The organism is Rhizobium sp. BK008 (assembly GCF_014197345.1).
Classification (GTDB): domain Bacteria; phylum Pseudomonadota; class Alphaproteobacteria; order Rhizobiales; family Rhizobiaceae; genus Rhizobium; species Rhizobium anhuiense.
Map to the genome: position 1 here is coordinate 589,733 of NZ_JACIFK010000003.1, position 24,399 is coordinate 614,131.

12 protein-coding genes and 1 pseudogene are annotated in these 24,399 nt (G+C 58.8%); 5 read left to right on the plus strand and 8 right to left on the minus strand.

The features are described from left to right. The first annotated feature begins 177 nt into the window (after positions 1 to 177). The gene (locus tag FHT69_RS17495; RefSeq protein ID WP_168332975.1) at positions 178 to 555 is read left to right on the plus strand and encodes a hypothetical protein; all 378 of its coding nucleotides are present in this window, start codon (positions 178 to 180) and stop codon (positions 553 to 555) included. 93 nt (positions 556 to 648) lie between these two features. Here FHT69_RS17495 and FHT69_RS17500 read toward each other — a convergent pair whose 3' ends face one another. Beyond that, positions 649 to 1,821, minus strand: a complete 1,173-nt coding sequence (locus FHT69_RS17500) for a site-specific integrase (RefSeq protein WP_183905700.1) — start codon at positions 1,819 to 1,821, stop codon at positions 649 to 651. A 301-nt stretch (positions 1,822 to 2,122) separates the two neighbouring features. Then, positions 2,123 to 3,796 (minus strand): transposase, encoded by a 1,674-nt coding sequence (locus FHT69_RS17505; protein ID WP_183905701.1) that lies wholly within the window; start codon positions 3,794 to 3,796, stop codon positions 2,123 to 2,125. Positions 3,797 to 3,863: 67 nt separating this feature from the next. On the opposite strand from FHT69_RS17505, the pseudogene FHT69_RS17510 reads away from it, so the two are divergent. Beyond that, positions 3,864 to 4,942: pseudogene (locus FHT69_RS17510) on the plus strand (RHE_PE00001 family protein); the annotation flags it as partial. A gap of 152 nt (positions 4,943 to 5,094) precedes the next feature. Here FHT69_RS17510 and FHT69_RS17515 read toward each other — a convergent pair. Together FHT69_RS17515 and FHT69_RS17525 are read right to left on the minus strand one after the other, a co-directional pair. Next, complete coding sequence (locus FHT69_RS17515) at positions 5,095 to 7,938, minus strand: toll/interleukin-1 receptor domain-containing protein (RefSeq protein ID WP_183905702.1); 2,844 nt, start codon at positions 7,936 to 7,938, stop codon at positions 5,095 to 5,097. Between the two features lie 986 nt (positions 7,939 to 8,924). After that, positions 8,925 to 11,660, minus strand: coding sequence for a TIR domain-containing protein (locus tag FHT69_RS17525; RefSeq protein ID WP_183905704.1), 2,736 nt, complete (start codon positions 11,658 to 11,660; stop codon positions 8,925 to 8,927). Between the two features lie 53 nt (positions 11,661 to 11,713). Here FHT69_RS17525 and FHT69_RS17530 point away from each other — a divergent pair, with 53 nt between their 5' ends. Genes FHT69_RS17530 through FHT69_RS17540 form a run of 3 tightly spaced genes read left to right on the plus strand, consistent with a single transcriptional unit; the run spans position 11,714 to position 15,628 of the window. Continuing rightward, positions 11,714 to 12,091, plus strand: a complete 378-nt coding sequence (locus FHT69_RS17530; RefSeq protein ID WP_183905705.1) for a hypothetical protein — start codon at positions 11,714 to 11,716, stop codon at positions 12,089 to 12,091. Between the two features lie 13 nt (positions 12,092 to 12,104). Continuing rightward, positions 12,105 to 13,361: a TIR domain-containing protein gene (locus tag FHT69_RS17535; protein ID WP_183905706.1), complete on the plus strand. Its 1,257-nt coding sequence runs from the start codon at positions 12,105 to 12,107 to the stop codon at positions 13,359 to 13,361. Continuing rightward, a complete protein-coding gene (locus FHT69_RS17540; RefSeq protein ID WP_183905707.1) occupies positions 13,358 to 15,628 on the plus strand; it encodes a KGGVGR-motif variant AAA ATPase in 2,271 nt (756 codons plus the stop codon). The genes FHT69_RS17535 and FHT69_RS17540 overlap by 4 nt, the downstream gene beginning before the upstream one ends. A 50-nt stretch (positions 15,629 to 15,678) precedes the next feature. On the opposite strand, the gene FHT69_RS17545 is transcribed toward FHT69_RS17540, so the two are convergent. The 4 genes from FHT69_RS17545 to FHT69_RS17560 form a co-directional block, all read right to left on the minus strand. After that, positions 15,679 to 16,590 carry a hypothetical protein gene (locus FHT69_RS17545; protein ID WP_183905708.1) on the minus strand — a complete coding sequence of 304 codons (912 nt, stop codon included), beginning with the start codon at positions 16,588 to 16,590 and terminating at the stop codon, positions 15,679 to 15,681. Next, positions 16,587 to 17,738 (minus strand): TIR domain-containing protein, encoded by a 1,152-nt coding sequence (locus FHT69_RS17550; protein ID WP_183905709.1) that lies wholly within the window; start codon positions 17,736 to 17,738, stop codon positions 16,587 to 16,589. Before FHT69_RS17550 ends, FHT69_RS17545 begins: the two co-directional genes overlap by 4 nt. A 54-nt stretch (positions 17,739 to 17,792) precedes the next feature. After that, complete coding sequence (locus tag FHT69_RS17555; RefSeq protein WP_210304272.1) at positions 17,793 to 20,468, minus strand: patatin-like phospholipase family protein; 2,676 nt, start codon at positions 20,466 to 20,468, stop codon at positions 17,793 to 17,795. 171 nt (positions 20,469 to 20,639) lie between these two features. Continuing rightward, the gene (locus FHT69_RS17560) at positions 20,640 to 24,380 is read right to left on the minus strand and encodes a TIR domain-containing protein (protein WP_183905711.1); all 3,741 of its coding nucleotides are present in this window, start codon (positions 24,378 to 24,380) and stop codon (positions 20,640 to 20,642) included. Positions 24,381 to 24,399 lie beyond the last annotated feature (19 nt).

Below are 24,399 nucleotides of genomic sequence, written 5' to 3' on the forward strand. Positions count from 1 at the left end.
TTAACCCAAGGTCGATGACTGGATTGATTTCTACCGCGGCCGTTGGCGTGGGGCCTTAACTCCAACGGTCGATGAACGGCAGCGAAACGCAACATTCACAGCCTGTTCAGCGCGCCAATGTCATCAAGTAACCAGAAAGAGCCTTACCTCCCAACACAGGCTCTGATGGAGTAGCCGATGAAAAAGATCATTCTCTCGACACTTGCTACATTGGTCGCGACCGGCAGCATCTTCACTTCCTATGGCTCCGCGAGCGCACATGATTATCGCGAGCACCGGCACGGCGACAGGAGTGCTGCCATCGTTGGTGGGCTGGCGGCGGGGCTCATCGGCGGACTGGTTGCCGGTGCTCTCATCGAGGACAGGGACCGTCCGCGGTATGATGAAGGCGCAGATTATCGCTACAGCCGCGGCCCGCGCTATGAAGGTAATGTCGGTTATCGCGACTATGGTGACTCGGGCTACCGTTACAGAGTTGGTCCGCGTCATGAGGACAACTCCGGCTATCGCGATTTTGACGGCACAGGCTATCGTTATGACAGTGGCTGGCGTTGATGCAGACCAAGTACATTTCCAGCCTTCCATGACGGCGACCTGAATTGCCTCGTAGAACTTTTGCGCCAACGGTGCGATTTGAGGGTCAATCCGTCAAATGACCAGCCTTGCGGCCCGCCCGTTCTTCCGTTCTGCATTGTTGTAGTAGCTTGCAGCCTGCGCCACCGATTTATGAAATGACTGCTGCATGGCTTCCTGAAGCGGGATGCCGCGGTTGGCCGCTTCGGTGAGATAACCAGATCGCAGCCCGTGGGCTGAAAATATCTCTGGATCGAGACCAGCCTTCCTGCAGCGGGCCTTGAGGATGAAATTGACGGACTGCGGTGTCAAGGCGCGGCGATCGACGTTGCCCCACTGGTCGATACGACGGAAGATTGGCCCTGCCTCAATTTTTGCCTCCTGGATCCATCGCTTCAAAGCCCCGACCGGACGGCCGATCAGGACGGCATGGGCCTTATCTTCTACATTCGTCGTCTTGGTGCGGTCGAGCTTGAGTGTCAGGCAGGACAGGAGAGGGGAGGCGGAATTCTGCGGGTCGGCATGCACCGGCTCCTCGTCAATCAGATCCTCGATGCGAAGGCTTGCAATTTCGGAGCGTCGGCGGCCGCCGGAAGCGAAGGCGGTCAGCAGCAGGGCACGATCGCGAACATCGACCAGACGATCGCCGGCGCAGGTGACCATGAGCTTTGCCAGGACATCGCCGGTAACCGCTTTTTTGCTCTTGCGGCGGCTTTGCCGCGGCGCGGCGCGCACAGCAAGCCGGAGCGCGGTCTTCAATGATGGCGCCGAAAACGCTCCGGTTAGTCCGCGCCAGCGTGTCAGGATCGACCACGAGGTCAGGCGCCGGCGCACCGTGTCGGGCGCATGCGGGCCGTTGACCCGTAAAAACCCTTCGGCGCGCAATCCTGTCTCGACCTCGACCGGCATGCCATGGTTCGGATCCTCGGCACGTTCAACAGGGTCCCAGAGATGATGAGCGACGAATTTCAACAGCAGGCTCTCCGGCGCCGGCCAGGGCAGTGGAGAGCCGATGGCAAGCGCGCACCAAGCCTCAAGATAGCCGAGATCGGAAGCGAGCGCCCTGAGCGTGTTGCCGCCCATGCCCTGTTGCGCCAGATGTTTTAAGGTGGCGACATCATCGTCCGTCAGCAATGCGGCTAGCTGATCACGACGGGCAAACGGCAGGATGGCGTCGAGTGCATCAAGTTCCTCGGCGCGGCGATGCACCGGATCGACAGGGGAGGGGAGGGCTTTTGGCTCTAGCATGGCGGTCTCTGGCGCTGTGACTTGCCCCGACTTTAGCGGTTCTGCGCCGCCAAATCCATCACTATCGATACTTGATACTTATCGATGGTTATAAGACCAACCCGCAATTGTCTGAAGCAGCGGAAGCAATGGCCAACATCTCTTCTAGTTAATGGCTCGTTTACCATGATTTTAATGGCTTACGATCTCGCGAAAATCAGCATGACAGCCCTGATGGAGGTAAGCGGGGCTGATTTGGTGGCCATGCCGACACAATCAGCATGTCTGGCGCCGAGCAGGGTGCTCGAAGGGCCGAGAGCGTTCAGGCGCGAGCTGCAACCAGGGAGGCGAGGGGTGCAACAGCATGATCTTCGTCACTGATCCCCAGCCGATCGCCGAGATAGTGCCAGAACGACAGGCCGAGCTTTTGGCAGGTCTTCATCAGGCCGAGCATGCTGTCACGCGCTTGGCGACCGTTGCGACTGACCGTGCCGCCGGAAATCTTTCGCTTGATGACAAATCCGCGCAGATCTCTTTCCGACGCATTGGTATGGAGCGGGGTTTCAGGCCGCTCGAGAACCCGCAGCAGTTCTGCCTTGCGGCGTCTCAGTCGAAACAGCAGTTTGTCGAGGTCGCCATAACCGGTGCGCAGCGAGAAAATCCGATCGAACCGGGCCTGAAGGCTCCGGGCTGCACGCGGATCAGGTCTTCGCTGATAGGCTTTCAGGGCCTTGTAAAAGCGCCAGATGAGATCCCGCAGGGTTTCGACATGCCGTACTTGGCCGGGTGTCGCCGGCATCAGTTTGTGCAGCAACCGTTCGGCGTGGACCCAGCACAGCGCATGGGTGCCGACGCGGAACTGTCCGGCATCGTCGGAGACAATCACCGCATTGCCGACCAGACCATGATGGCGGATGGCGCCCCAGATGCCGGCCTCGGCAAACGGGCGGATTATTTCTTTGTCGAAGATGTCGATACCATTGGCGGCCAGATACTCGAGAAACGGAACCTGATTGGCAAACCGCCGCGGTTGGCGTGTCTTCAACCGCGCCAGAAGGGCGGGGTCGACCTGACGGTCTTCCAGAAAGGTGAAGGCGGCATCGTTGAGAACATAGTCCTGATAGTTGCCGCGCAGCAGGGCCAGAAAGTTCAGCCGCGACTTCGACGGCGCCGTGCGGAAGGCAGTGAAATGTTCGCCGCCGATTTGTGTCGTGTGGAAATTGCGGTTGGCATGACGGGCGCCAGTGTCGTCAACCGTGACAAAGTGAGCCGAGATCAGGCCCGCATGCAGCACGGCAGCATCCTCGGCATGAAAGCCATCCAGCCGCTCTGTCAAAAACCGGATGACCTGGCGTTTGGAAATCTCGATACCGACATCGTTCAGCAAGGTCGTCAATCGCTGCGTCGTCACCTGCCCATGGCTATGAAGCATCAGGCAGAAGCGACGCAGACTGGCGCCGTAGCCGCCCTTTATCCCCGCAGGCAGCGGCGCGACGATCGTGCGTCCATCCGGAGCCACCCAGCATTCGCGGCGATAGCGCACCACTTCGGCCCGCACAACCAGATCCCGCACCACGCAATCCTTGTAGCCCTTGAAGCGCGATCCGGGTGGTGCGTTGGCAGGCAGCACCTCTTCGCGCGTGACGCTGCTCTTGTCGCCTTTCGGCCCGCGACGCCGCGCAGGCTTTCGGCTGCCGGCAACCGTTTTGTCACTCGTTGCCTGGTCCATACCCGACGGCCTGAAGGGTGGGCGTGGCGGCAGGTTTTTGAGCCGCGCAATCTCGTCGCGCAGAAGCTGGTTGTCGACCTTCAGCCGCGTGTTCTCTACCCTGAGCAGGTCGTTGTCTTCACGAAGCTTTCGGTTGTCAGCCTCAAGCTTCTCGATCCGGATTTCTGCCCGATCAGCCCGCTCCACCAGACCAGTCATCAACTCCCGCAGCGCCTTCAGCGACAGCGTGTCGGCATGCTCGGCCATGGGGAGGCGGCGCTTCGTCATAAAGGAAGTGAATCATGATTCACAAAAACAGGAATCCCTTCTGCCACCAGATCTGCTCCAGTTACTGATGGAGCCGGCTTTTCGCGCCGGTGTCGAGCTGGCACGCATCGATGAGTGCATCGCCCGTTCGCCGGTCGGTCAGGGCTGGATCGAACGCCAAAATTTTGCTGACGCCTGCGCCTCCCTGTGGATCGACGGCGAGCTCGTGCATCTCGAAGACCTCCTCCACGACGCCACGAAGGATATTCGCACACCGACCGATGTACTCACCATTGCCCGTGACGTGCTGCGCACCCGCCGACTCATCGCTACGCAGTTGCCGGATTGGGCGCTATCGACAGAGGGCATCCGCACTTTGCGACAGACGTCGGACATCAATCTTGTCGGTGCTGAGGCAGTAGAGCCGGCCGGCGTCACTCGGCCTGCGGTCGCGATCATCGCGGAAGGGGAGGGGGGTGATGATGACGTCGAAAATCTTCCGGGCGTCGACTACGCCGCCATCGATGCGGTGCTCGCCCGGTCGGAGGCGGCGATCAAAAACGCCAGACGGCCGGGCCGTGGCGGCGGTCAGGACAAAGATCCAATCATCTACGATCTCGATTGGGACGAGGATGCCCGGCTCGGCGAATGGCGCGGCGTGCTGCGCCAGGCAGAAAACCTGCCGGCTATCCTGCAGGCGATCTTCGCCCTGGATGCCTGGAACGAGCTGTCCGTTCTTCAGCACGCGCCCTGGCTCGGCCGGCTGTTCGCCGCGTCGATCCTGCGGGAAGGCGGCATCACCACCGGCGCACATCTCGCCGCCATCAATCTCGGCCTCAAAACCATTTCCGTAGATCGGCGCCGGCATCGTGATTGGGAGACCCGGCTGCTTGCGATCGCCCACGGGCTGATCGCGGCCGCCGAGATCGGACTAAAGGAGCATGACCCCGGCTAACGCTGGCCCGAACCCTGTTGGAGCGGAAGCTGGAGGGGCGGCGGACGTCTTCAAAATTGCCGGAGCTCATCAAGCTGGTCATGGCGAAACCGCTGGTGTCCGGAAAAATGGTGGCGAAGACGCTCGAGGTCACGCCGCAGGCGGCGCGGCGGATCTTTTTGGAGCTCGGCCTCAGGGAGATAACGGGGAGGGGGAGGTTTCGGGCATGGGGGTGCTTTAACATCCTATTGTTTAACCCTCTTAGGGCCCTCACTCGATGTCCTCGCAGCCAAAGCGACTTTTCCTACGGAGGAAGCGCCACCGTCACCTAGTGGAACACCTCTTATAATCGGAAGGCAGCGTTGAATATTAACTTGGGCGCGCATCAACGCGCTTTGCAGTCGAAAATTGGCACGTTGTCGGTTCCATGCGTGGCCAGGTGCTCCTTTGGAATAGAGTCGGGCAGTTGTCGACATGAGGCCGCCAAAATCGCCTCGTCAGTCGTAAACCATCTGCGGAGTTCACCGTAAGCTCTGGTTCTCGGCCCTGCCAATGTGAAAAGTGTCCCGGATTTATCAACTGCGATCGCCTGAGCCGGAAAGTCAAGTGGAATGCGACCTTCGATCACCCCGGCCCCCCAATTCCACAGATACGCGGCTTTCGATTGTTCGGCTCCCAGGACTAAAGTGCTCCGAATTCCAAACGTGAGGCTCAGAACCCGCTCCGGGAACGATAGCTGGCCCCGCTCCGTGCCTGAGGTGAGATCATAGACGAACAGTTGCGCCGACGTTGCAGCGCCGTTTCCTATCGAAACCGCCAGCGATCTTGAGTCTTCTGAGAATTCGGACAGGTCCCAATCTCCTTTGATGGGGGGAACCGTCAAGATCGGCTTTGATGACCCGACATCATAGACGATAGTGCCGTTGCTGTCTTGATCCGTGAGCAGGAGCTGACCATCATTAGAGATCAGACGCGCTTTTAAAGCGCTTGCTGAGCCAAGGCAACGAGTTGAGTTGAGCGGTGCACCCGAAACCGAAGAAACACACAGTCTTCCCTCCTGCCTGACGACAAACCATTGACCGTTTTTTGAAATCGCCTCAACGGCGCCCGGGCTTCCTTGCTTGCATTCCAAGTTGTCGAAAGGGTTGGCTCCAAAATGGCCGAGACACAAATGTGCCTGCTCACCATCTCCCATGACGGCAATCAGCTTATCGGGGAACACAAATGCAATATCCGTCGGACTATCCCCGTGATTTACGCATCGTTGCTGCAGTGACCCGCCGATTTCCATCACACACGTGCGGAGGGACTCTCCGGTCAATGCAACGGCCGGTGCTCTGTCGACATAAATGTGCGATCTGACGATCTTCTGGAAAAGAGGCACCGTTTGAAGCAGTTCCCAGTCGAGCGGCCAGAAAACGAGGCTGGCGGGAAATTGGGGTGCCTCCTCTCGTGCGACCGAAACGGCAAGCACCGACGTATCTTCCGCGATGGCAAACGTTGTCGCCGGTCCTTCAACCACGAAACGTCGAACCTCCTCTCCGCTTCGCAAATCCCAGGCGCTAACCGTGTGATCCGACGGGAAGCTGGAGCCGCTCCGCGTCAGCAAATATGGTGTGCCGGGGACTATCATAATTTGATTTATCCGTCCGTCATGGCCCAGACGGGTGCGTTCCAGTTGGGTAGAGAGATCGACAAGAAAAACCTCGTTCCGAGTGGAGGCTTGGGGCATTTGACGGATTGCAGCGACATGAAAGTCCCGGTTTAAGATCACTTGCCAGACATGATCAACAGCGACGTCGAAAGTGGCATTGCGCGTCAAGTCGTGAATTTGCGCCCGGTCATTGTTAGCCGAGGCCAAATAAAGATCAGGCAGGACGCCAACCACGCGTTCGAGCACCGCAGCACATTTATGGGAGGCAGTCTCGGCAATTGTCTCGCGCTCGTCTGCCGCATAGACGCACGCCGTGTTGTTCGCGACGACGAGGACCCGATCGTCCCCGTAGGGGAGCAATTGGCTGATCCCGGCAATGACGTGACAGCGTCGGTACAATGGGGATACGCCATTCTGAAGGGTCCAACTACAAATCCTGTCGCCATCAAACGCCATAAGTATCTGGCCATTTCCGGTCACAAGCCAATCGGAGGTTCCTCGCGAAGGATCGCTTTGGAACTGAAACATCGATGGTTCTTCGCAATGTACGGGCTGGGGTGCCCGACCATCCGAAGCGGAGAAAAAGCATAGCCTTCCATCCTTGTCGGAGACTGCGAAAAACGTGGTCCCAGGAATATCGGCGATTTGCGTAAGCTGGCGCCCTGTAGACAAGCAGTGGACGGTATGATCGGCTAAGGATACAGAGCAAAGCTCACCATCAGCGAGCATCAGCTGCAGCGTTTCTGTGCGTGTTTGCAAAATCATTTGGTCCGCCTCGGAGGGCAGCTCCGGCCGTGCCGTAGGCCGACCCGGCATGAGTTTGGTGGTCCTTTGCAGAACCTCGAAAGCTTCCGTGTGGGGTTGATCACTCTCCTTCAGACGATAGAGGGCTTCCCGCGCCAGCATCGCTGCGACAAGCATGCGGTTGCGGCCGTGCTCGAATTCTAGCCTAGACCTTGCACTCATGAGATTCGCCGATGCCACAAAGCGCTGGTAGTTGGCAGATCGTTCGAACCAGAACGAAACAGCGGTCAGAACAGCGAGGGCCAGCGCAACAAATGCAAAAATTGCGGCACGCTTACGGTCCTGGCGCATGTGGGTGAACGACCCGACTATTCGGGTGATGGCGTCCTCTGTCGGGCCCGCAGTAATCGATTCTGCCGGCTCTAGCACACGCAGCGCTTCTTCTGGAAGGAAGGGGGCCAGACCTGAGTTCTTCAAGGACTCGATGCTTAGGCTATCGCCAAATGCAATCGGAATGATCCGCCTCTTCGTCGCGCTAAAGCGTTGGACCTCTCGCAGCACAGGCGGCGAATCCAGTGCTCCAGCTGTCCCCACCAGGATCAATTGGCTGGTACGCGCTAGGCTCCACGAGCCGATCCTCACCCAGTCATCGCCGGGATCATAATCCTTGCGATCGAGGAAAAGTTCGTATCCCCGCTCCTCCAAATATTTCGCAAGCGCCGTGGCGTAACGTTGACCATCCGCCCAACAATAGGAAATAAAAAAATCATAGCCAAACACACGGTCGAGAAAAGCTCTCCAAATGCTTCGGCGCTCAAACCGGTCGTCCACTTTATCTCCTTCGGTTCACAGCGTCTCCCAGATCTTAACCGACGGTTGAACTGGAATGCCGACTTGAAGACAGTTTATTTCCAATGCGCCCCAAACATTGGATAGATTAATCGGTCGGTGAATCAACCAGTAACAGCACAATTGCGAAGCTGAAACGTGCGGTGGTCCTCGTCGATTCTGCTTAGAGTTGACCGGCCTTAGATTTGCTTCACCGGCCAACTCTCTGTTTGCCGTCTGGCGCAAACACCCTGCGCAAGAGCGTTTCCAGGTTATCACCTTGTGAAAAAGGACGCATCAGGCCGATCGGTCGAACCATTCGTGAGCTTCTCGAACTCGGAAAGCGGAAAATGATACGCTGCATGACCCGTTCGGGGTCGTTGGCCCACCGTAAGTCTGCGTAAAGCGGCTCACGGGCTCACGCGAAAACGCTTGCGCCAGTTCTTTCGGCAAAGCGTCCGTATTGCTCCAACCCTGATCGTTGCAAACATCGTTCCACGCGATGGTGCCAGATGTCAGGACTATGAGAAACCGACTTGAACCGTGGTAATTCAGCCAACTGAACTTCTCTTTTGACCCATTTGGACTGCGCCGCCGTAGGCGACGCTAGCAGGATAAAGAAGCGCGCGTCGGCTATGGAAGATTTTATAGCCTGCCACAAATCGGGAGGTACACTCAGGTTTGTGCTGTAGCGAAAAATTCTTAACGACCGGGGTCGATACCAAGGAGCGGCAACCGTTCGATGGCGTTTTGCAGTTTTGGTGCGAGCTGACCGTCAACGGCAGTGCTGTAGGACAAAAACGCATCGTATTCATCGCCGGAGTCGCCTAATGGGGTTTCACGCATTCGATCGGTGAAAAGGTTGGCTTAAGGTTTACTGGACCGTGATTGAACGTAGATGATTGGTGCATCCTTACGACCGCGCACAAGCGACTAGCCGATTCAGAGCGGCTGCCCTGCACCGTTTGCATCGCGCTTGGATCCCCCCACTATTCGCTGTTCGAGGATTCCGATACCTTGATCGCTTTTGGCATCTCAATAGCCGCCGTGCTCGCCAACACATCGTCGACCTTGCCAAAGCTGGCAGAGATTATCGAATCGATATCCCAACGGCGCAGGGCTTCGTCGAAGCCCCCAGAATATAAGTAGCGGCCACGCGGATCGAAATCCATCGCGTTTACGCCACCCTGATTGGCCGACAATCTCGCCAGCGACTCCATTGATGTAATGTCGAAGATTTCGATTGTGCCGGTCAAAGAGCCCACGGCGGCGACCTTGCCGTTCGGGGCGACTGCTAGGCTTTGCGCGCCGGCGTCAGTGACGGACTTGCGAACGTGGGTCGTCGCCGGATCTATCGCGCCGACAAAGCCATCGTCACCGATCGCGACCAACGTTCTTGCGGCTTCTGAATAAACCATCGCTCTTACCGCGCCAGAGTGGATCGTCCCGGAGTATTGATGCGTGAGGTCAGAGATGGTCAACATCGTGAGTTTACCGTCGCCGTCCGCAACCGCAATGGAAGGCGACTCGGATGAGACGAACGCGATCGCGGTCGTGTTCGTGATCTTCGTCGGGCCCTTGACCGTAATGCCTTTGGACGAGTCGAGAATGTAAACGTCGCCAGTTTTCGAAACCAGCGCAACAAAACGGCCGTCCCTGGAAATTGCCGAAGCCGTCGCCTCGACGCTCAGTTTATCAAGGGCGGAGGCTGCGGCTTCGTGCTCGCTCTTCCAAACGGCGATTGGATCGAATTGGCCGAATGCAGTCCTGCCGCGCGCGCGGACGAATGAAGAAGCCAGTTTGCCTCCCATATCCGCCGGGCTGTCATCTAGGGGAGCGGGCAAAAGTGAGGGCAGCTCGTAAATGCGGTTCGACATATCGGCCAAGGCAACGACGGCAAGCTTGTCATCGAGAACTCTCATGTCGATGATTTGATTACGCTGCGGTGGTGTCAGCATCTGGGCTGTCGGTGTAAACTTCTGCGAAGGTATGACGGCGGCGTCCCGCTCCAAGTTCCACACCATGACCGTGCCGTCCAGGCCGACGGAGACTAGCTTGTCGCCGGTCGAGTTGAAAGCCAAGGCGTAGCTCTCTCCCTGGTGACCTCGTGTGTTGAGGATCGCCCGCTTGGCTTGAACGTCGAAGACTTCGATAAACCCTCTGGAAGACGCGATCGCGACAAACTGTGAAGACGGGTCGAACGAACTGGCGTAAAAATGCGCTCCCCCGGATTTCGAGAGGGTGTCCATCTTTTGGAGAGCATGATCGAAAAGAAGAACTTGATCTCCTACCGTAGCAAGGCTGTAACGGGTCGTCGCACTCGCGCTGATCGAATAGACATATTGTTCTACTCGGGTGATCATGGAGCATTGATCGTTGCTGACAGGGCAGGCCCAGATGTAAGGGCTGGAACCTCCAAAATACAGATACGTGCCGTCCGCGTTGAACGCCAGCGCCTGGACATCATCGGTGTGAGTGTCCAGGCCCATCATCTGCTTGCCGTCTTTGTCTAGGACAAACACACCGGCATCGTTTGCCACCCCGATTGCTAGCAATTCGCGTTCGCTCTCAGCTTTCAGGCCCAGAATCGGTTGGTTTAACTTTCTGATCTGGGTCGACTTTCCGGTGGCAAGGTCAATGGAAATGACGTCGCCACCAGCCAAGCCGGCCGCTAGCCGGTTGCTGATCGGGAAAAATGCCAGGGCATTTATTCCGGAGGCCATCGTCGCAAGCCTAGTCACAACACCGCTTTCGATGTCTAGGAGTATGAGATTGCCGGCTTTGTCGCCGATCGCGAAGCTCTGTTTTGCTACGAAAGCGACCGCCGACAATTCGCCCTCTGCACCTGTCACTGGCAGCTGGAAAAGCTTGATCGGTGATACCGGCGTCTTGAGCAATCCCGCTATTTGAAAACGGGCGATGCGGGTATCTGCGTGGCTCAGTGACTGAGCATATGCGGTCGCGGCGGACACGATGTCCGCATCGGCCTCGGCCTTAAGGCCTTGCTGGATGAGTTTGTCCGCCATACTGCGCTCAGCTGTCTGATGGGAGAGATACGCAACAGAGCCGGCGATCACCGCAACCACAGTGGTAACCGCAATTGCTGCAATGTAATAACTGCGCATCCGGGCGATGCGTCGCTGTTCACGGTACCAAGCAGAGGTGGTCTCTTCGACCGACCGTCCGGTCAGATGCGCCGCCAGTTGGGTGAGTACGTCCTCGATAGGCCTAGGGCGGATGCCATCTCGTTTTCGTAGTCGAACGGAGCGGAAATCGTACCAAAGCCGTTTCTCTAATCCGTGTTCCGTCACGTAGGTCGGGAAAAATTTCGCTGCGGTGTTCGTGGGATCAAGTGGTTCGGTTACACCAAGCAGCACCGTTTTCGAACCTCGCTGCGAGATATACCATTGAAATTCGCTTCTCACCCAGTGCGAGCTCGGCGTCGCGTGCGAGCACAGGACAAGCAGATTTTTTGAATTCGAGAGCGCGGATCGAAGCGAGTCATCGAGATCCTGGCTACCTGACAAGTTAACGCTGCGTCTTAGATTATCGGTGTCCATAAAGGCTTTGATCTCGGGGATTTTCAGTCCGCTAGCATCAACCCTCTTGTGGAACGTTCCCAGAAAATTCTTTATCAATCGCGCCGTCTTATAATCTGTCTGGGCGACGAAACTGATGAAGACGTCGAAGTTGCTCTTCTCGGGTTCTGACGCTTTATCAGACATTCGGTTATCCCTCTCAGACAGCCCCGGCAGTCGAAGGCTAGCAATGAACTGATGTGCTGACTACAGAAAAACCGAAGCGTTTAGAGGCGGACTTGCTTCTACGGGATACGCTTTGGCGCCGCACCGCCGCAGAGATTGCAGCGAACACTGGACCAACGATCGTCGCGCTTTGCGCTGTGGCCGAATTCGGCCTGAACGCACATGATCAGCTGACGCTGGCTAAGTATAGGCGGCGCATGAAATATGGCGGCTTCGTCACAACATGTTGCCACAAATCCAGAGGGTTGCTTCCCATGATCAGTACGAAGTCGTTCAAGCGATTTGCAATGCGCCCGAAAATTCAATCTCAGTGTTGCAAGGGGAACTTGATTTGGATTTCAACTAAAAATACCATCGAGTGGTTCAGCAATATGACGCTGACTGCAGCCTAGCGAAGAGCGACTCATGACCAACTCGCCCGCCTTTTTTGTGAGTTACGCCCGAGAGGATGTTAAGCACGAGCAATTCCGTGAAAACTTCAGAACTTTCATCACCGATCTCGGGGCGAGGGTCGCCAGCCTGCTGGCTATCCCTATCGAAGACGCATACTTCGTCGACGAAAACATCGAGACGGGGGAACTCTGGCCCGAGCAACTCAAGAACGCCTTGATGAAATGTAAGGCATCGATAGTTCTCTATAGCCCCAGTTACTTCACCCGCGAATGGTGCGGCAAGGAATTCCAGGTCCTGCTCGACCGCTGCAAGAAGGATGCAGGCGTCACTGGCATCATCCCGGTCCGCTGGCTGAAAACCATTCCGGAGCTACCCGAGAGCGCGGCCAAGGTGCAATATCAGGATGGTAGGCTGCCGCCGGAATATAGTTCCCGCGGCATGCGACAGCTGGCGGCGCTCCAGGGGGCGTATCCCGCCCTTTACGAAGATGTTCTCGATGTGTTCGCGGACCGGATTGTGGACGCCGTTCAAAATGAGCTCCTGACACCCTTGGACAGCCTCGATTTTAACAAGGTGAAGTCGGCCTGGTCACCGGCCCGCAACGCGGCTCCCCAGCCCTCCCATATGCAGGGCAACATCTCGAAAACATGCTTCGTGTACCTCGCGCGGGACGGCTGGGACTGGAAGCCCTATGATCCGGACAAATCTGGTATTGGGGCACTGTCCCAGAAGATCTCAGGCGATCTCGGTCTTCGATACGAAGAAATCCTCTGTGACTCTGCTCTGTCGCAGAAATTGAAGGAGACCTACGAGAACGACGTTCCAACGGTGCTTTTTCTCGACCCAAGAAGTCTGGGCGAGGAGGCGGTGTCGGAATCGATGGAGCAGTATGACGAGAAGTACTATCTGAACTGTGCTGCTATCGTTCCGTGGGAGGCGGAGGTCAAGGACAAGATCGAAGACGACACGCGTTGGATTGCTCTCCAGACCATGTGTCCGCAAAAGGTTGGGGACCCGCCGCCCTATCATGAGTGGCGCACGATCTTTTCGCAGAGCACGCTGGAAGAGCGCACGGCCAAACTGATTGAGGAAATACGTTCACGCCTGATGAAGAAACTGATGTCCGGTCCGTCCGGCCCATCCGCTCAGCCAGGCACGCCCCGGGCGTCAGCGTTGCGACGGGCCGCAGATGACGGTATGGCCGAAACCGCTGCGGCCATGGGCATTTCCACGGGTTCGTTGCCAAGTCTGGGAAGTCCCGACCGATGATTTCCGCGACAAAGCCCACGCCACAAGGGAAGATCGTCACCTTCTACTCTTACAAGGGGGGCACGGGGCGGTCGATGGCGCTGGCCAACGTCGCATGGATTCTCGCCAATGCCGGCAAGCGCGTTCTGACGATAGACTGGGACCTGGAGGCACCCGGCCTGCATCGCTATTTCGAACCCTTTCTGGACGACAAGAATCTCGAACATTCCACCGGTGTGATTGATTTCGTGCGCGACTTTGCAACCGCCGCTGTTTCGAAAAATGACGGATCGGACTCCCGGTGGTTCGAGGAGTTTGGCGACATCCTGGCACACGCCATCCCTCTAAATTGGGAGTTTCCGAACGGGGGCGTCTTGCACCTCGTGCCAGCAGGCAAGCAGGACAGCGCCTATGGCGTCCGGGTAAATTCCTTCGACTGGCATGACTTCTACGAGCAGCTTGGCGGTGGCGTGCTGTTCGAGGCGGTGAAGGTCAATCTGCGCAAAGCCTATGACTTCATCCTGATCGATAGCCGGACGGGTGTTAGCGATACGTCGGGTATATGCACGCTGCAGATGCCGGACGAGCTCGTCGTGTGCTTCACGCTCAATCGCCAGAGCGTGTTCGGCGCTTCTGCCGCCGCACGGCACGCTTTCACGGCCCGGCACGCGCCCTCCGGTGAGCCGACAATTAAAATCTGGCCTCTGGCCACCCGGGTCGAGGCATCGGAAAAGGACCGGCTCGAAATCGCGACCAACATTGCACGTGCCCGCTTTTCAGGCCTCATGGTTCATCTCGATCCTTGGCAGGAGGAGACTTACTGGGGCGAAGTTCCCGTGAGCTACGAGCCCTATTATGCCTATACAGAAGTGCTGTCCCCGTTTCGCGACCAATATCACCAGACGACATCGATGCTCGCCCGCATGCTGAAGCTTTCGGAGTATCTCAACGGGGAGCCACTCAACGACGATTACCTGATTGATGAACGTCGGATGTCGGAGGGACTGGTTGCATTCACCTCGCACGGAGCAAACGATTTCTACGAGGAGCTGCGTTGGCTTGGTCTGGAATATGACGACATCAGAAAACGCATGCCGGCCAGCAACGCGCGTACGAACCTAATGACGTCGATCGTGAACCGCGCCCAGACACTTGCCGGGCAGCGCGATGCGGGGACGGTAGGGGAAAGGTTGTTCAGTGAGGCGACCGATGGCGCACGTATCGTTGGTCTCGCCCTGGCGCGAACGGATCCCCAACGGCATCATGCTGACATGGCGTTGTCCGCCATCGGGAGCGGCAAGTCGGCGTTCGAGCAATTCCAGGGGCTGGTGCTGCTGCAGCGCCTGATCTCAACAATGCATCCAACAACCGCCGCGCGTTTCGAGGATGCGATCACGGCGCAACTGGGACGCACCATCCTTGACGATGATCCTTCGCGCGCCCGGCTGGCAAAGCAGCTGCTGCCGATGCTGGCTGAGATCAGTGAGAAGAGCAGCGTCGAGGCTCCGATCTCGCCGGCGTTCGTTGGGGCGCCGAAACGGCTGTCGCTGATCAGGGTTACGCCGGGTTCGAGCGTTATTCGCTACATGGATCCGGACGAACGTCACAGCCCATGGGTCGTGACGCGCGGAAACCATGCCGTCAGGCTGCCAAAGTCGATCTGTATCGCGCCTTACCCTGTCACGAACCTGATATATTTCGAGTTCGTGAAAAGCGGCGGATATCACAACACCGCATTCTGGACGGTCGGCGGGTCCTATCGTGCTCAGTTCTTAACGAGCGACAAGAAGTCGATGGGGCCGGCAAATTGGGCGAATTCCGACACCATTCCGGCAGGGCAGGAACATCACCCCGTCTCGTCCATCTCTTTCCTCGAAGCCAAAGCCTTCATAAACTGGTACAATTCGGAAGCCAATGGCGATGAGGAATGGTTTCTGCCGACCGAAGACCAGTGGGAGTTTGCCGCACGGTCGGAGGAGGGGCGTATTTATCCCTGGGGGGACGTCTTCGATCTATCGCGCTGCAATTCGGCCGAGGCCGGTGTGAACGGGACTTGCCCGGTGACGGATTACAAGGACGGCGCTAGCAAATTTGGCTGCTTTCACATGGCCGGCAATGTCTGGGAGTTCGTGATTGCGGAAGGAACGCGCGAGAGTGACTGTGTCCTGCGCGGCGGCTCGTTCAAGAACGACCGGTTTGAGGTCCGGAGCTATCTCCGCCTTCATGGCGTGCCCGTCACGCATCGCCCAACGGATTTCGGTTTTCGCCTGGCGTTGTCGGAGGCTTAACCCGCCGCGGCATGGGAAACAGATCGAATTCCCGCTGCTGAAAGAAGGGCCTAATCGCTCCTTGGCGGCGAAGCGTTCTGCGCCCAGTCTGCTATGACCGCGACGACAGCTGCGGCGAGCGTTTCCGATCCATCATCGTCGGCCAGGGTGGCCAATCGGTCCCGCAAGCTGGGTGGTAGCGCGTTGCGCAATCCGCCGAGTTTTGCGACGGCATCATGATAGGACGGCATCTGTGTCCCCCGCTCCACGCTATGCCCAGCCGGCAGCAGACCAAGCGCGATCGCCGCGTCTCGAGTCGCACCGCCGAAGGCCCCAAGCAGCACGCAGGGCTTCTTCGCCTCTAGGTTCAGGGTAACTTCCTCGATGATGCCCGGGGCAGCGCCCCGATAATGGTCATTTGGGTTGTTCAGCAGCCCCATCTTGCCGCCCATCGCAATCCGCGCTTCCGTCATGACGGTGACCGTCTTGCGGGCGATGGTGAAGGCCACTGCGTCGTCAACGCGCGGCAGCGACGACTGCCATGCAATGAAGGCAGCCTCGTCCTTGATCAGCAGAGATGGGACTTCTCCGGCGCTACCGACCAAAAGCCCGTCGGCAGCACGGCGAAACGCGACCACGTCATCCCCTATAACGAGCAATGTCTTCGCGGTGTTGCGGGCTTCCTTCAGCGAAAGGTCCCATTCGTCGAATTTTGATCGCATGAGGGCTGGCTGCGGGACGACATGGGTGAAGGGCGTCACTCCCTGTGCGGCGTAAGCGCCTGCGAGATGGCGAAATATCTTGAACGTGTAGCCGGTTGGCCGGAGGTCACCGGCATAGAAGATCCGGCCGCCGGCCCTAACTACGGCCATGCAGATCGAATAGACTATGCGCTCGATCTCGCGCTCGGGGAAGCCAAGTCTGAGCCTGTCCGGCGCATCGCTTATCGATATCGCGACGGATTTGCCCGCCAAAACGGTCATATGACGTCTCCCAAGCTCAATATCGACGAGCCCGGCGCCACGCGCGCGAGGGCCTTCTCCAATATGTCGCGCTCGATCTTGCCGAGAGGAGGGGACGGATAGACGATGGTATGGGGATGTTCGGGAAGCTCGACGATATCAAGCAATTCCGGCGGGCGGGGAAGCACGGTCACATCTTTCAGCGTGGTTGCCGCAAGGATCTGTCCGGCGTGAGCAACGAAGAGATCGCATCTAAGCCCCTCGGATAGAGTTTCGACCAGCAAAGGCTCGACCCAGATAGAACTTTCCTGTTCGGGCGATATGCGGATACGGGGTAGGTTCGCGCCATAGGGATATGTCCGGCTGACACGGACCTTCCCGACATCCGCCAGCACGATCGGGCGCTGATGCCGCTTGGCCGTCGTCAGTTCATAGACGCACCACGGGCGCGCCTCGTAGATGTCCGACACGATCGCCAGCAAGGTGCCCTTGCTGATCTCCTCCTCGAAACGCTCCTCGAAATCGTCGCCCGGCGAGAGTTCCATCGCATCATAAAAGGTCTGCACTGGAACGTCGTTGCTGCTGTCGTTCACATAGTCTACGATTGCGCGTGCTGTGGTGTCTCCATCTGCCTTGGCATGGCTGACGAAAAGCGGCTCTGCCTGCGTGTCCTTGCCGAGCGGACCGCGCAGGTGCCTTCTGAGTTTCAGCAGAAGATGAAGCAGGAGACGGCTATCCCTCGCGTTGTCCGACACAAGCCGATGCCACTTGTCGCGCCTGGCATATTGCGTGTTTCGGGCCAGGTCACTGGCGAATGGCGTCTCCCCAGTAGGACTTCCGAAGGCCATGTAGACATCGGCGCCGGCCCGCGTGTCGATCGCGGACCGGATGCCGCGCACATAATCCTCCCATGCGGCGCGCTCGGTGTTCATATAGTCGTCGAACAAGAGCACCACGGCATTGTGCTGCGCCTTATCGAGCTCGACGGCACGCGGGTGGAGCGAGCCCAGTTTCCAAGGTGCGCTTCTGAAACGAACGGGGACGCGGAAGGCGACGCCTTCACGCTCCATTCCGATACCGTCGAAATGCCGTGAAATGACTTCCGCGGTATGGGTTGCCGCGGCCGACTGGATGTCCCAGATGACATGAATGCGAAGGAGATCGAGCATACTAGGTGCTTCCGCCTCTCGATTGATCTAAGAACATAAGGCGCTAGCCCTGCGCTACGGCACCGCAGCAGGCCTGCTGATCGACGCGGCGGGGCGCGGATCGAGGAAGCTGCGCCCAAGCTGCCGGAACCACTCTTCTAACATGACATCCTGTCCGAGATCGCCTGTGATCGCTGGAAGGAACATTTTCTCACCTACATGCTCGCCGAGCGCGCGGTAAGCTTCGAATTGCGGCTCGGAAAAGAACTGGTCGGCCGTCGAATGATGGGGAAATGATGGCTCGTCGAGCTTGTAGCGGCGCAGGAACTCGCCCTCGTTGCCGGTCAGCGATAGCTTGAGATAGACGAGATATCCGATCTCTTGCTCCGAATCCTGGGCGCCCTTCGGATAGAGGATGCGGCATAGCTGAAAATGCGAGCGGCTTAGGCCGGCTTGGTTCAGGCGTAGGTCGTCGAGGTTGACCTCCAGCACAATCCCGAAGTCGATGTAGGCCAGACGCTGTAGGTTGGTGAGCGCATGGAAAGTCATCTGGGGATCGTTCTCACCGTCGACTGCGACGATAAAGCGGCATCGGCGCCGAAGCAGTTCGTAGACGCCAAGATTTTCGATATGCCCTCCATCCGAGATGTTAACATAGGCGTCATTTTCATCGGCCGTCGCGCTCAGTTCGCGCAATAGATAGCCGATGCCGGGGCCTTTCGTTTCGTCTTCGCCTGCTCTCCGAAGCCATGCGCCCAGCCTGAGGTTCAGCAGCGTCAGCCAGAAGCTGGCATAGCGCGACGTACGCAGCCCCATTTGCGGCGAGACGGCCGCGCCCGACAATGCCATCGCCGTGGCGATGTCCAGTTGCGGATGTCTCTTTTCCCAAAGGCTTGTAGCTTCGTATTTGAGCACCGGTGAGCCAGTGGCGACGGGCGTGAACGAGAAAACGTCCGACAGGCGGCCCCGCATCGACGCATTCTTCGAGCCCGGAAGGTTGACGGCGCAGTTGATGATCGGAAAGTGCGCCCAATCGGGAGTGAATTCAGTGAGGTGGATCGGTTTAGCCGGCTGGCGCGCCGCATCGATCAGGAAGGCGGTGGCGAGCTTCTCCCTGTAATAGCCATGCAGAGAAATCGAATTCACGTCGAGGAAGAGCCAGAGATATCCGAAGATAACCATCAGACTGGCGAATGTGAGGGTGGCATAAGGCAGTTGCAGCGCGGTGTAGCTATAGAAGGCGATCGTCTCCAGCACCGCAAAAAAGATGAAGATGAGAATAGTCAAAAGGATCGGCCTTGCTTTGATGAGCCGGGCCATGACAGCGCCGGCCAATGCCGATCCCGACACGAATACAGCAGCGAGCGTCGTCATCACCCCTCTCTCCGGTACCTCTTTCACCAGCACATCGTAGAGAGTATTCCACAGAGCTGTGATCGGTTGCCACAGCGTATGCACCAGACCGAGCGCCAGCCAAAAAAGCGGCAGCAGGAACATGACCCCGAGCACCGCCATCCAGAAAAGACTGCCCGCGGAGAACAACGCGATCTTTCTAAGCAGCGGGATCGCGAGGAAAACCGCAAGTAGGCCGATTGACATGATCGAGGTCCACTGGCCGGCCGGTGCGGGTACGATCTCGCGAAGCACGTAGTCGACAAAGGCGAAGGCGGCGGCAAACAGGGCCACGACGGCGAGGTTCATGAAGATCCCATAGGCCTGGGTCATCGCGATCCCGAGCCGTTCCCACAGCGATCCCGAGAGATAGCTGGCATTCTGCCGGATGGTCCGAAGCAGCTCCGATTCGCCTTCGTTGCGGGCGAATGGTAGATGATCCCGCTTCAGGCTAAGCTGCGGATCATCCGGCTGCACAAGCCCGCTCTGGGCCGGCTTTCCCCTCTCCGGCAGCGACCCGAGCAATTGCGTTAGGAAGGTTCCGGCATAGCCACCGCCCGAAACGGTCGAGAGATAGTCGAACTGGCGGAGAAGATCGCGCTTGGCGAGCGACGACATGACGCCGAGTGCGAACGTCGCGCTGCGAATACCCCCTCCCGACAGCGCGAGCCCTGCTGCCCACGGTTGAGTGGTTGTCAAGCTGTAACTTTCTCGGCGCCTTCGAATCCAGACAGCTTCTTGCTCCACAAGGTCCCAATGTGCTTCGCCTTTGGCGGCGGACTTTTCCCCCATCGGCCGCCATGTGACGGACTTTGACATTTCATCGTCGATCGATCCGAGATTGGGATTCGATGCCGCAACATCCGGGATGAGGTAGCCCTCGGCAGACATGACCGCCTGCAGCGCATGATCCAGCGATATCAGTGCCGTCTGGACGTTTTTGAGTTCGGCGCGGAACTGATCGGTCGTGTCGAGGGCATTGAGCACGCCCGCGGCTTTTTTCGCGTGCCACTTGGCGGTGAACGGACGGACGTGGGTGTTGAGCACGTACCAGACCAGCGTCTCGAAGGTGGTCCCCTTCAGGTTCGCGTCACATATCGCGCGAGCCCGAGCGAAAAGATCGAACACGCTGGTCAGGGCGCGCTCCTCTACGCCCTCGCTATAGCCGAGAGGTTGTGTGGCGATCCGCGATATAAGTTCGATATGAAATGCATGCGCCGCCAGGGCGTCTTGCGCGTCCGGCGCCCAGAGGCGCTTGCCGTAGGTTGCGAAGAAAACCTCGCCGAATGCGCTATCTGGATCGGTAGCCCCAAGGATTTCGGCCCAGGTCTCCCCGGCATTGCTTGTCTTCGCCACCATGCTCTCCCGTCCCCATTTGGCGCTGCATGCTGTATGCGCAACCAGATGGTTCTGTGGTGAAGGCGCGCAACTCGATCATACAGAGAGACGCGGCACGGGCGCAATGGCCAAGACGCAAAAGGGCGGCCATGTATTGCGGTTTCGCTGTATCGCCGCACAACCCGCCGGCAATCACCGCGGCATAAGATCGCCGAGGCTTCGATCGGTACGTTTCACGCTGTCCGCGAGAATGGCTTGAGGATCTTCCTCGCGAAAGCGCGCTAGCGCCTTCAGGTCCCAAACCCGGATATAGGGATCCTGCGATGTCGTCAGCAGCCAGGTGCCGGTTAGATCGACCGCCGCCGTCTGGACCCATTGATCATTATGGCCGCTGAGATGGACGAGCGAGGTCCAGGACCCCGCCTGCCAGATCGTGGTGCCACCCTGGCCGCTGGCGATCAACACGTCTCCCGACGGTGCGAAGGTCACCTGCTCGACATAGCTGCCGTCGGTGGCGGCTTCCAGCGTGGCAATGAGCCCCGCGGTGGAGGCATCGAAGATACGGACGAAGCCGTCGCGAGACGCCGTCGCCACCAATTTGCCGTCTGGGCTGAAGGTGATCGACGTCACGGAGCCGGCATGCCCCGGGAGGTCCCGGTAAGAGCCGGGCCGAGTCAGATCCCATAGCCGTGCCGTTGTGTCATAGGATGATGAGGCCAGGACGGGCGCCACCGGATTGAAGGCCAGCGACATTACGGCACGGCCATGACCAGTGAGGACGGCATTGGCTTTTCCCGCCTTCCTGTCCCAGACGACGATAGTGGTCGAATCCACATCTTTCTGGCCGGAGTCATGCGTGGCGAATGCGAATAGCGATGCGTCCTTAGACGCCGTGATCAGGTTGACGGGCTGGTCGTCCTTCGCGACCGCGATCTCGTCCACCGAGTGTCCATCCAGCGTCACGGTCCGGATGACACCTCTCTGCGAACCCGTGGTCAACGTCCTGCCGTCGGCGGAGAACAGCAAGCCTTCGCCCCTGGCATAATCGCCGCTGATCGTGTCGATGAGGCGCCGGCTGGTGAGGTCGAAGAGCCGGATGCTCTGGTCCAGCCCCTTTATCGCGACACGCGCCGCTTTTGGTGAAAACGCCACATCTGGCGTGAAGGAATAGTCGCCCGGCATGCGGTCTGGAGGACGAATGGTCCAGGTCTCCGCGCCGTCGCCGATCGTGTAGTTGCGAATGACGCCCTGATCGCTGCCGATGGCGAGCCGTTTGCCTGCAGGATCGAAGGCAACGCTCGTTATATGCGCCTTGAGCGTGCGATACGGGTTGATATGGGCAATCACCGTCCCATTGATCACGTCGATAATGCTGACGCCGCCGTACATCGCCAGAGCGACCAGCTGGCCGTCCGGGCTAAAGGTCATGCTGTTGACCTCTCCGGGAATAGTGATGGCATGCACCGGTTGCACCGGCTTGTCTACCGACCAGATCACTAGAATATTCTGGCCCGCCGCGGCAAACAGCCTGCCATTGGGACTGAATGCGATATGGGAAAGCCGATTGATATCGGGCGCGAGCGGCACGGCTTCCGGCGTTCCGTAATAGGTCTCTTTGTAGAAGCGGATTTGGCCGGAGCTGTTGGCCACGGCGAGTTGTGTCCCATCAGGAGAGTAGGTTACGCCGACGGGAGAGACGCCCGTGAGAGGCACGACGCCGTCAGGCTCGCCATCCAGCCGATAGAAGACGACCATATCGCCTTGCGCGACGGCAAGGCGTCCGTCATTGCTATCCAGGCTGGCGCACTGTTTGGTATATCCCCGGGCCGGTCGCTCGATACTGATTCCGGCTGTCATGTCCCACAGCTTGAGGCCTCCGCTAAATGTGCATCCGACAATCCACCGTCCAGTGGGGTCGAATTCGATGCTGCTTAATCCGCCGGAAGTGTCGTCGATGACACTCACTTCTTGCCCGGTGTCGGCGTCGTGAAACCTGAGATCGCCCCCGAGCCCAGCACTCACCAGCCTCTTGCCGTCCGGGGAGAAGGCGAGGCTGCTTGCGGACGTGTCGTGCCCGCCCAGCCATTCCAGCTTTTCGAGCGAGGCAACGTCGTACGCATTGAGGCGTTCGCCGATGGCGAACAGCCGCTTCGAGTCGGTCGAGAACGCGGCCGACCACACCGCGCCGACACCATGACGCCTAGCCTCGACTTTCCGGAGCCGTTGCGAGCCGATATCCCAGATCTCGCTGCCGCTCAGCGTTGCAATCGCCAGCATGGTGCCGTCAGGCGAAAAGGTTAGCGCGCTTTGACCCGGATATCCGGGGCTGTCAAAGAGTTCTCCCAGGAAGGCGGATGTTTCCAGCGACCAGACCCGCACGCATTTGCAGGGCAATGGCTCTCCGGTATGGCTTACATAGCGCTCGTCCGTGCCCCACTCGGCCACACGCTTTCCCTCGGTATCGACCGCCATCGATGTGATCGCCAGCTTGTCGGCCTTGAACACCGAGAGATCAGTGCCGTTTTCCGGACTTATCCTGCGGATGAAGCCCTTGGTGTCTCCAGCTATGATCTCAGGTCCGTCGGGCCGTATGACCGCGGCGGAGACGCTGTTGCCCGGAATGGGGGTGGTCGCGAGTGTTCCATTGACCTCCCTGCGCGCCAGCTGGTTGTCGCTGCTGATGCTCCAGAGACGGCCGTTCCGGTCGAAGCCTAGGGCCACGACGCGTGCCGGTCGCGGCGCATAAGTCTCGATCGACGATCCGTCGAGCATATCCCAGACATGGATAGATCCTTCGACATCCGCGCTGGCAAGCCGCTTGCCATCTGACGACAGTGCAAGCGCTACGACCAGGGCGCGGTGTCCGCCAAGCTCAATGCGCTCCGAGCCGTCGGCGATGCTCAGCACTCGGATGGTGTAATCGCCCTGCGCGGCGACCACTTCCTTGCCGTCCGGAACAGTCAGTATTGCGTTGCCGCCCATGCGGGACGGCGCGTCCCAGAGATGGGAAATGCCCTGGGCCCTTATCCGGAGCAGGGACTCTCGAACCTGGGCGCGGTCCTTGGCGGCGATCGAGGCCGCATATCCCGATTCCGCATCCAGCACTTCCTTCTGGGCGGACCAGTTGTCGGCGAGACGCGCAATCGACTGCGCCTCGTTATTGACGGCCGCTTCGCGCTCGCGGGCCGCAGCCGCACGGTTGATCAGGGCCCAGACAGCCAGGCCGGACACGATGACAGTCGCCACCACGGCGCCGAAAGCGATGCGGCGGATATTCGCCATCTGCCTTTCTTGATCGCGGTTTTGAAGCGCGTCGAAGCCGACGCCGAGCATGCCCGCAACAAGCCGCAGCAGCGCTATGCGCCGCACACGCCGCAGGCTCACGTCCGTCACTGGCCTGAGATCCGCCGCCAAAGGCTCCTCCCGGCGGCTTAATGCCCGTTCGACCTCGTCGGGCCTCGTGCTGATCGTGCGCAGCGCAGACGGAAATGACTCGGCCGGCTCTCCTTCGAGAAGCACGGCGAAGATCCTATCGCGCCGACCTAGCCGGATGAATTCCAAGATCTCATCATTGATCCAGGGTCGATCGGCAGCCTCTGGCGAGCACAGCACGACGAGGTTCCTGCTCTTCTTGAGCTCGGCGACAATGACGTCCCATAGATGGGGCGTCGCCGCAAGATCCGCGCTGGCGAGGAATACCTTGCCGAGGCGCGGCGGCACCTTGAGCTGCTTTGCTAGATCTGCCGGTACGGAATATGTTTCGAGCGCCGTCAAGAGCCATTCGGCCTGGACGGTGTCGTTTGCCTGGTGATGGTAACTGATGAAGGCGTAGTTCCCAGCGGCGCTGACGGGCTCGGCGTTCAGCGGCCACCCGAGTGCAGCCAGCAGCCTGCGGAACCAACCCCGTTTTGTTGCCTGATCCTCCGTATGCATGTGCGGTTTTCCGACCGTT

Bases quoted from the DNA above. Each gene is read 5' to 3' on its own strand.
- FHT69_RS17495 (WP_168332975.1), top strand. From the start codon at position 178: ATGAAAAAGATCATTCTCTCGACACTTGCTACATTGGTCGCGACCGGC.
- FHT69_RS17500 (WP_183905700.1), bottom strand. From the start codon at position 1,821: ATGCTAGAGCCAAAAGCCCTCCCCTCCCCTGTCGATCCGGTGCATCGC.
- FHT69_RS17505 (WP_183905701.1), bottom strand. From the start codon at position 3,796: ATGACGAAGCGCCGCCTCCCCATGGCCGAGCATGCCGACACGCTGTCG.
- FHT69_RS17525 (WP_183905704.1), bottom strand. From the start codon at position 11,660: ATGTCTGATAAAGCGTCAGAACCCGAGAAGAGCAACTTCGACGTCTTC.
- FHT69_RS17535 (WP_183905706.1), top strand. From the start codon at position 12,105: ATGACCAACTCGCCCGCCTTTTTTGTGAGTTACGCCCGAGAGGATGTT.
- FHT69_RS17540 (WP_183905707.1), top strand. From the start codon at position 13,358: ATGATTTCCGCGACAAAGCCCACGCCACAAGGGAAGATCGTCACCTTC.
- FHT69_RS17545 (WP_183905708.1), bottom strand. From the start codon at position 16,590: ATGACCGTTTTGGCGGGCAAATCCGTCGCGATATCGATAAGCGATGCG.
- FHT69_RS17550 (WP_183905709.1), bottom strand. From the start codon at position 17,738: ATGCTCGATCTCCTTCGCATTCATGTCATCTGGGACATCCAGTCGGCC.
- FHT69_RS17555 (WP_210304272.1), bottom strand. From the start codon at position 20,468: ATGGTGGCGAAGACAAGCAATGCCGGGGAGACCTGGGCCGAAATCCTT.
- FHT69_RS17560 (WP_183905711.1), bottom strand. From the start codon at position 24,380: ATGCATACGGAGGATCAGGCAACAAAACGGGGTTGGTTCCGCAGGCTG.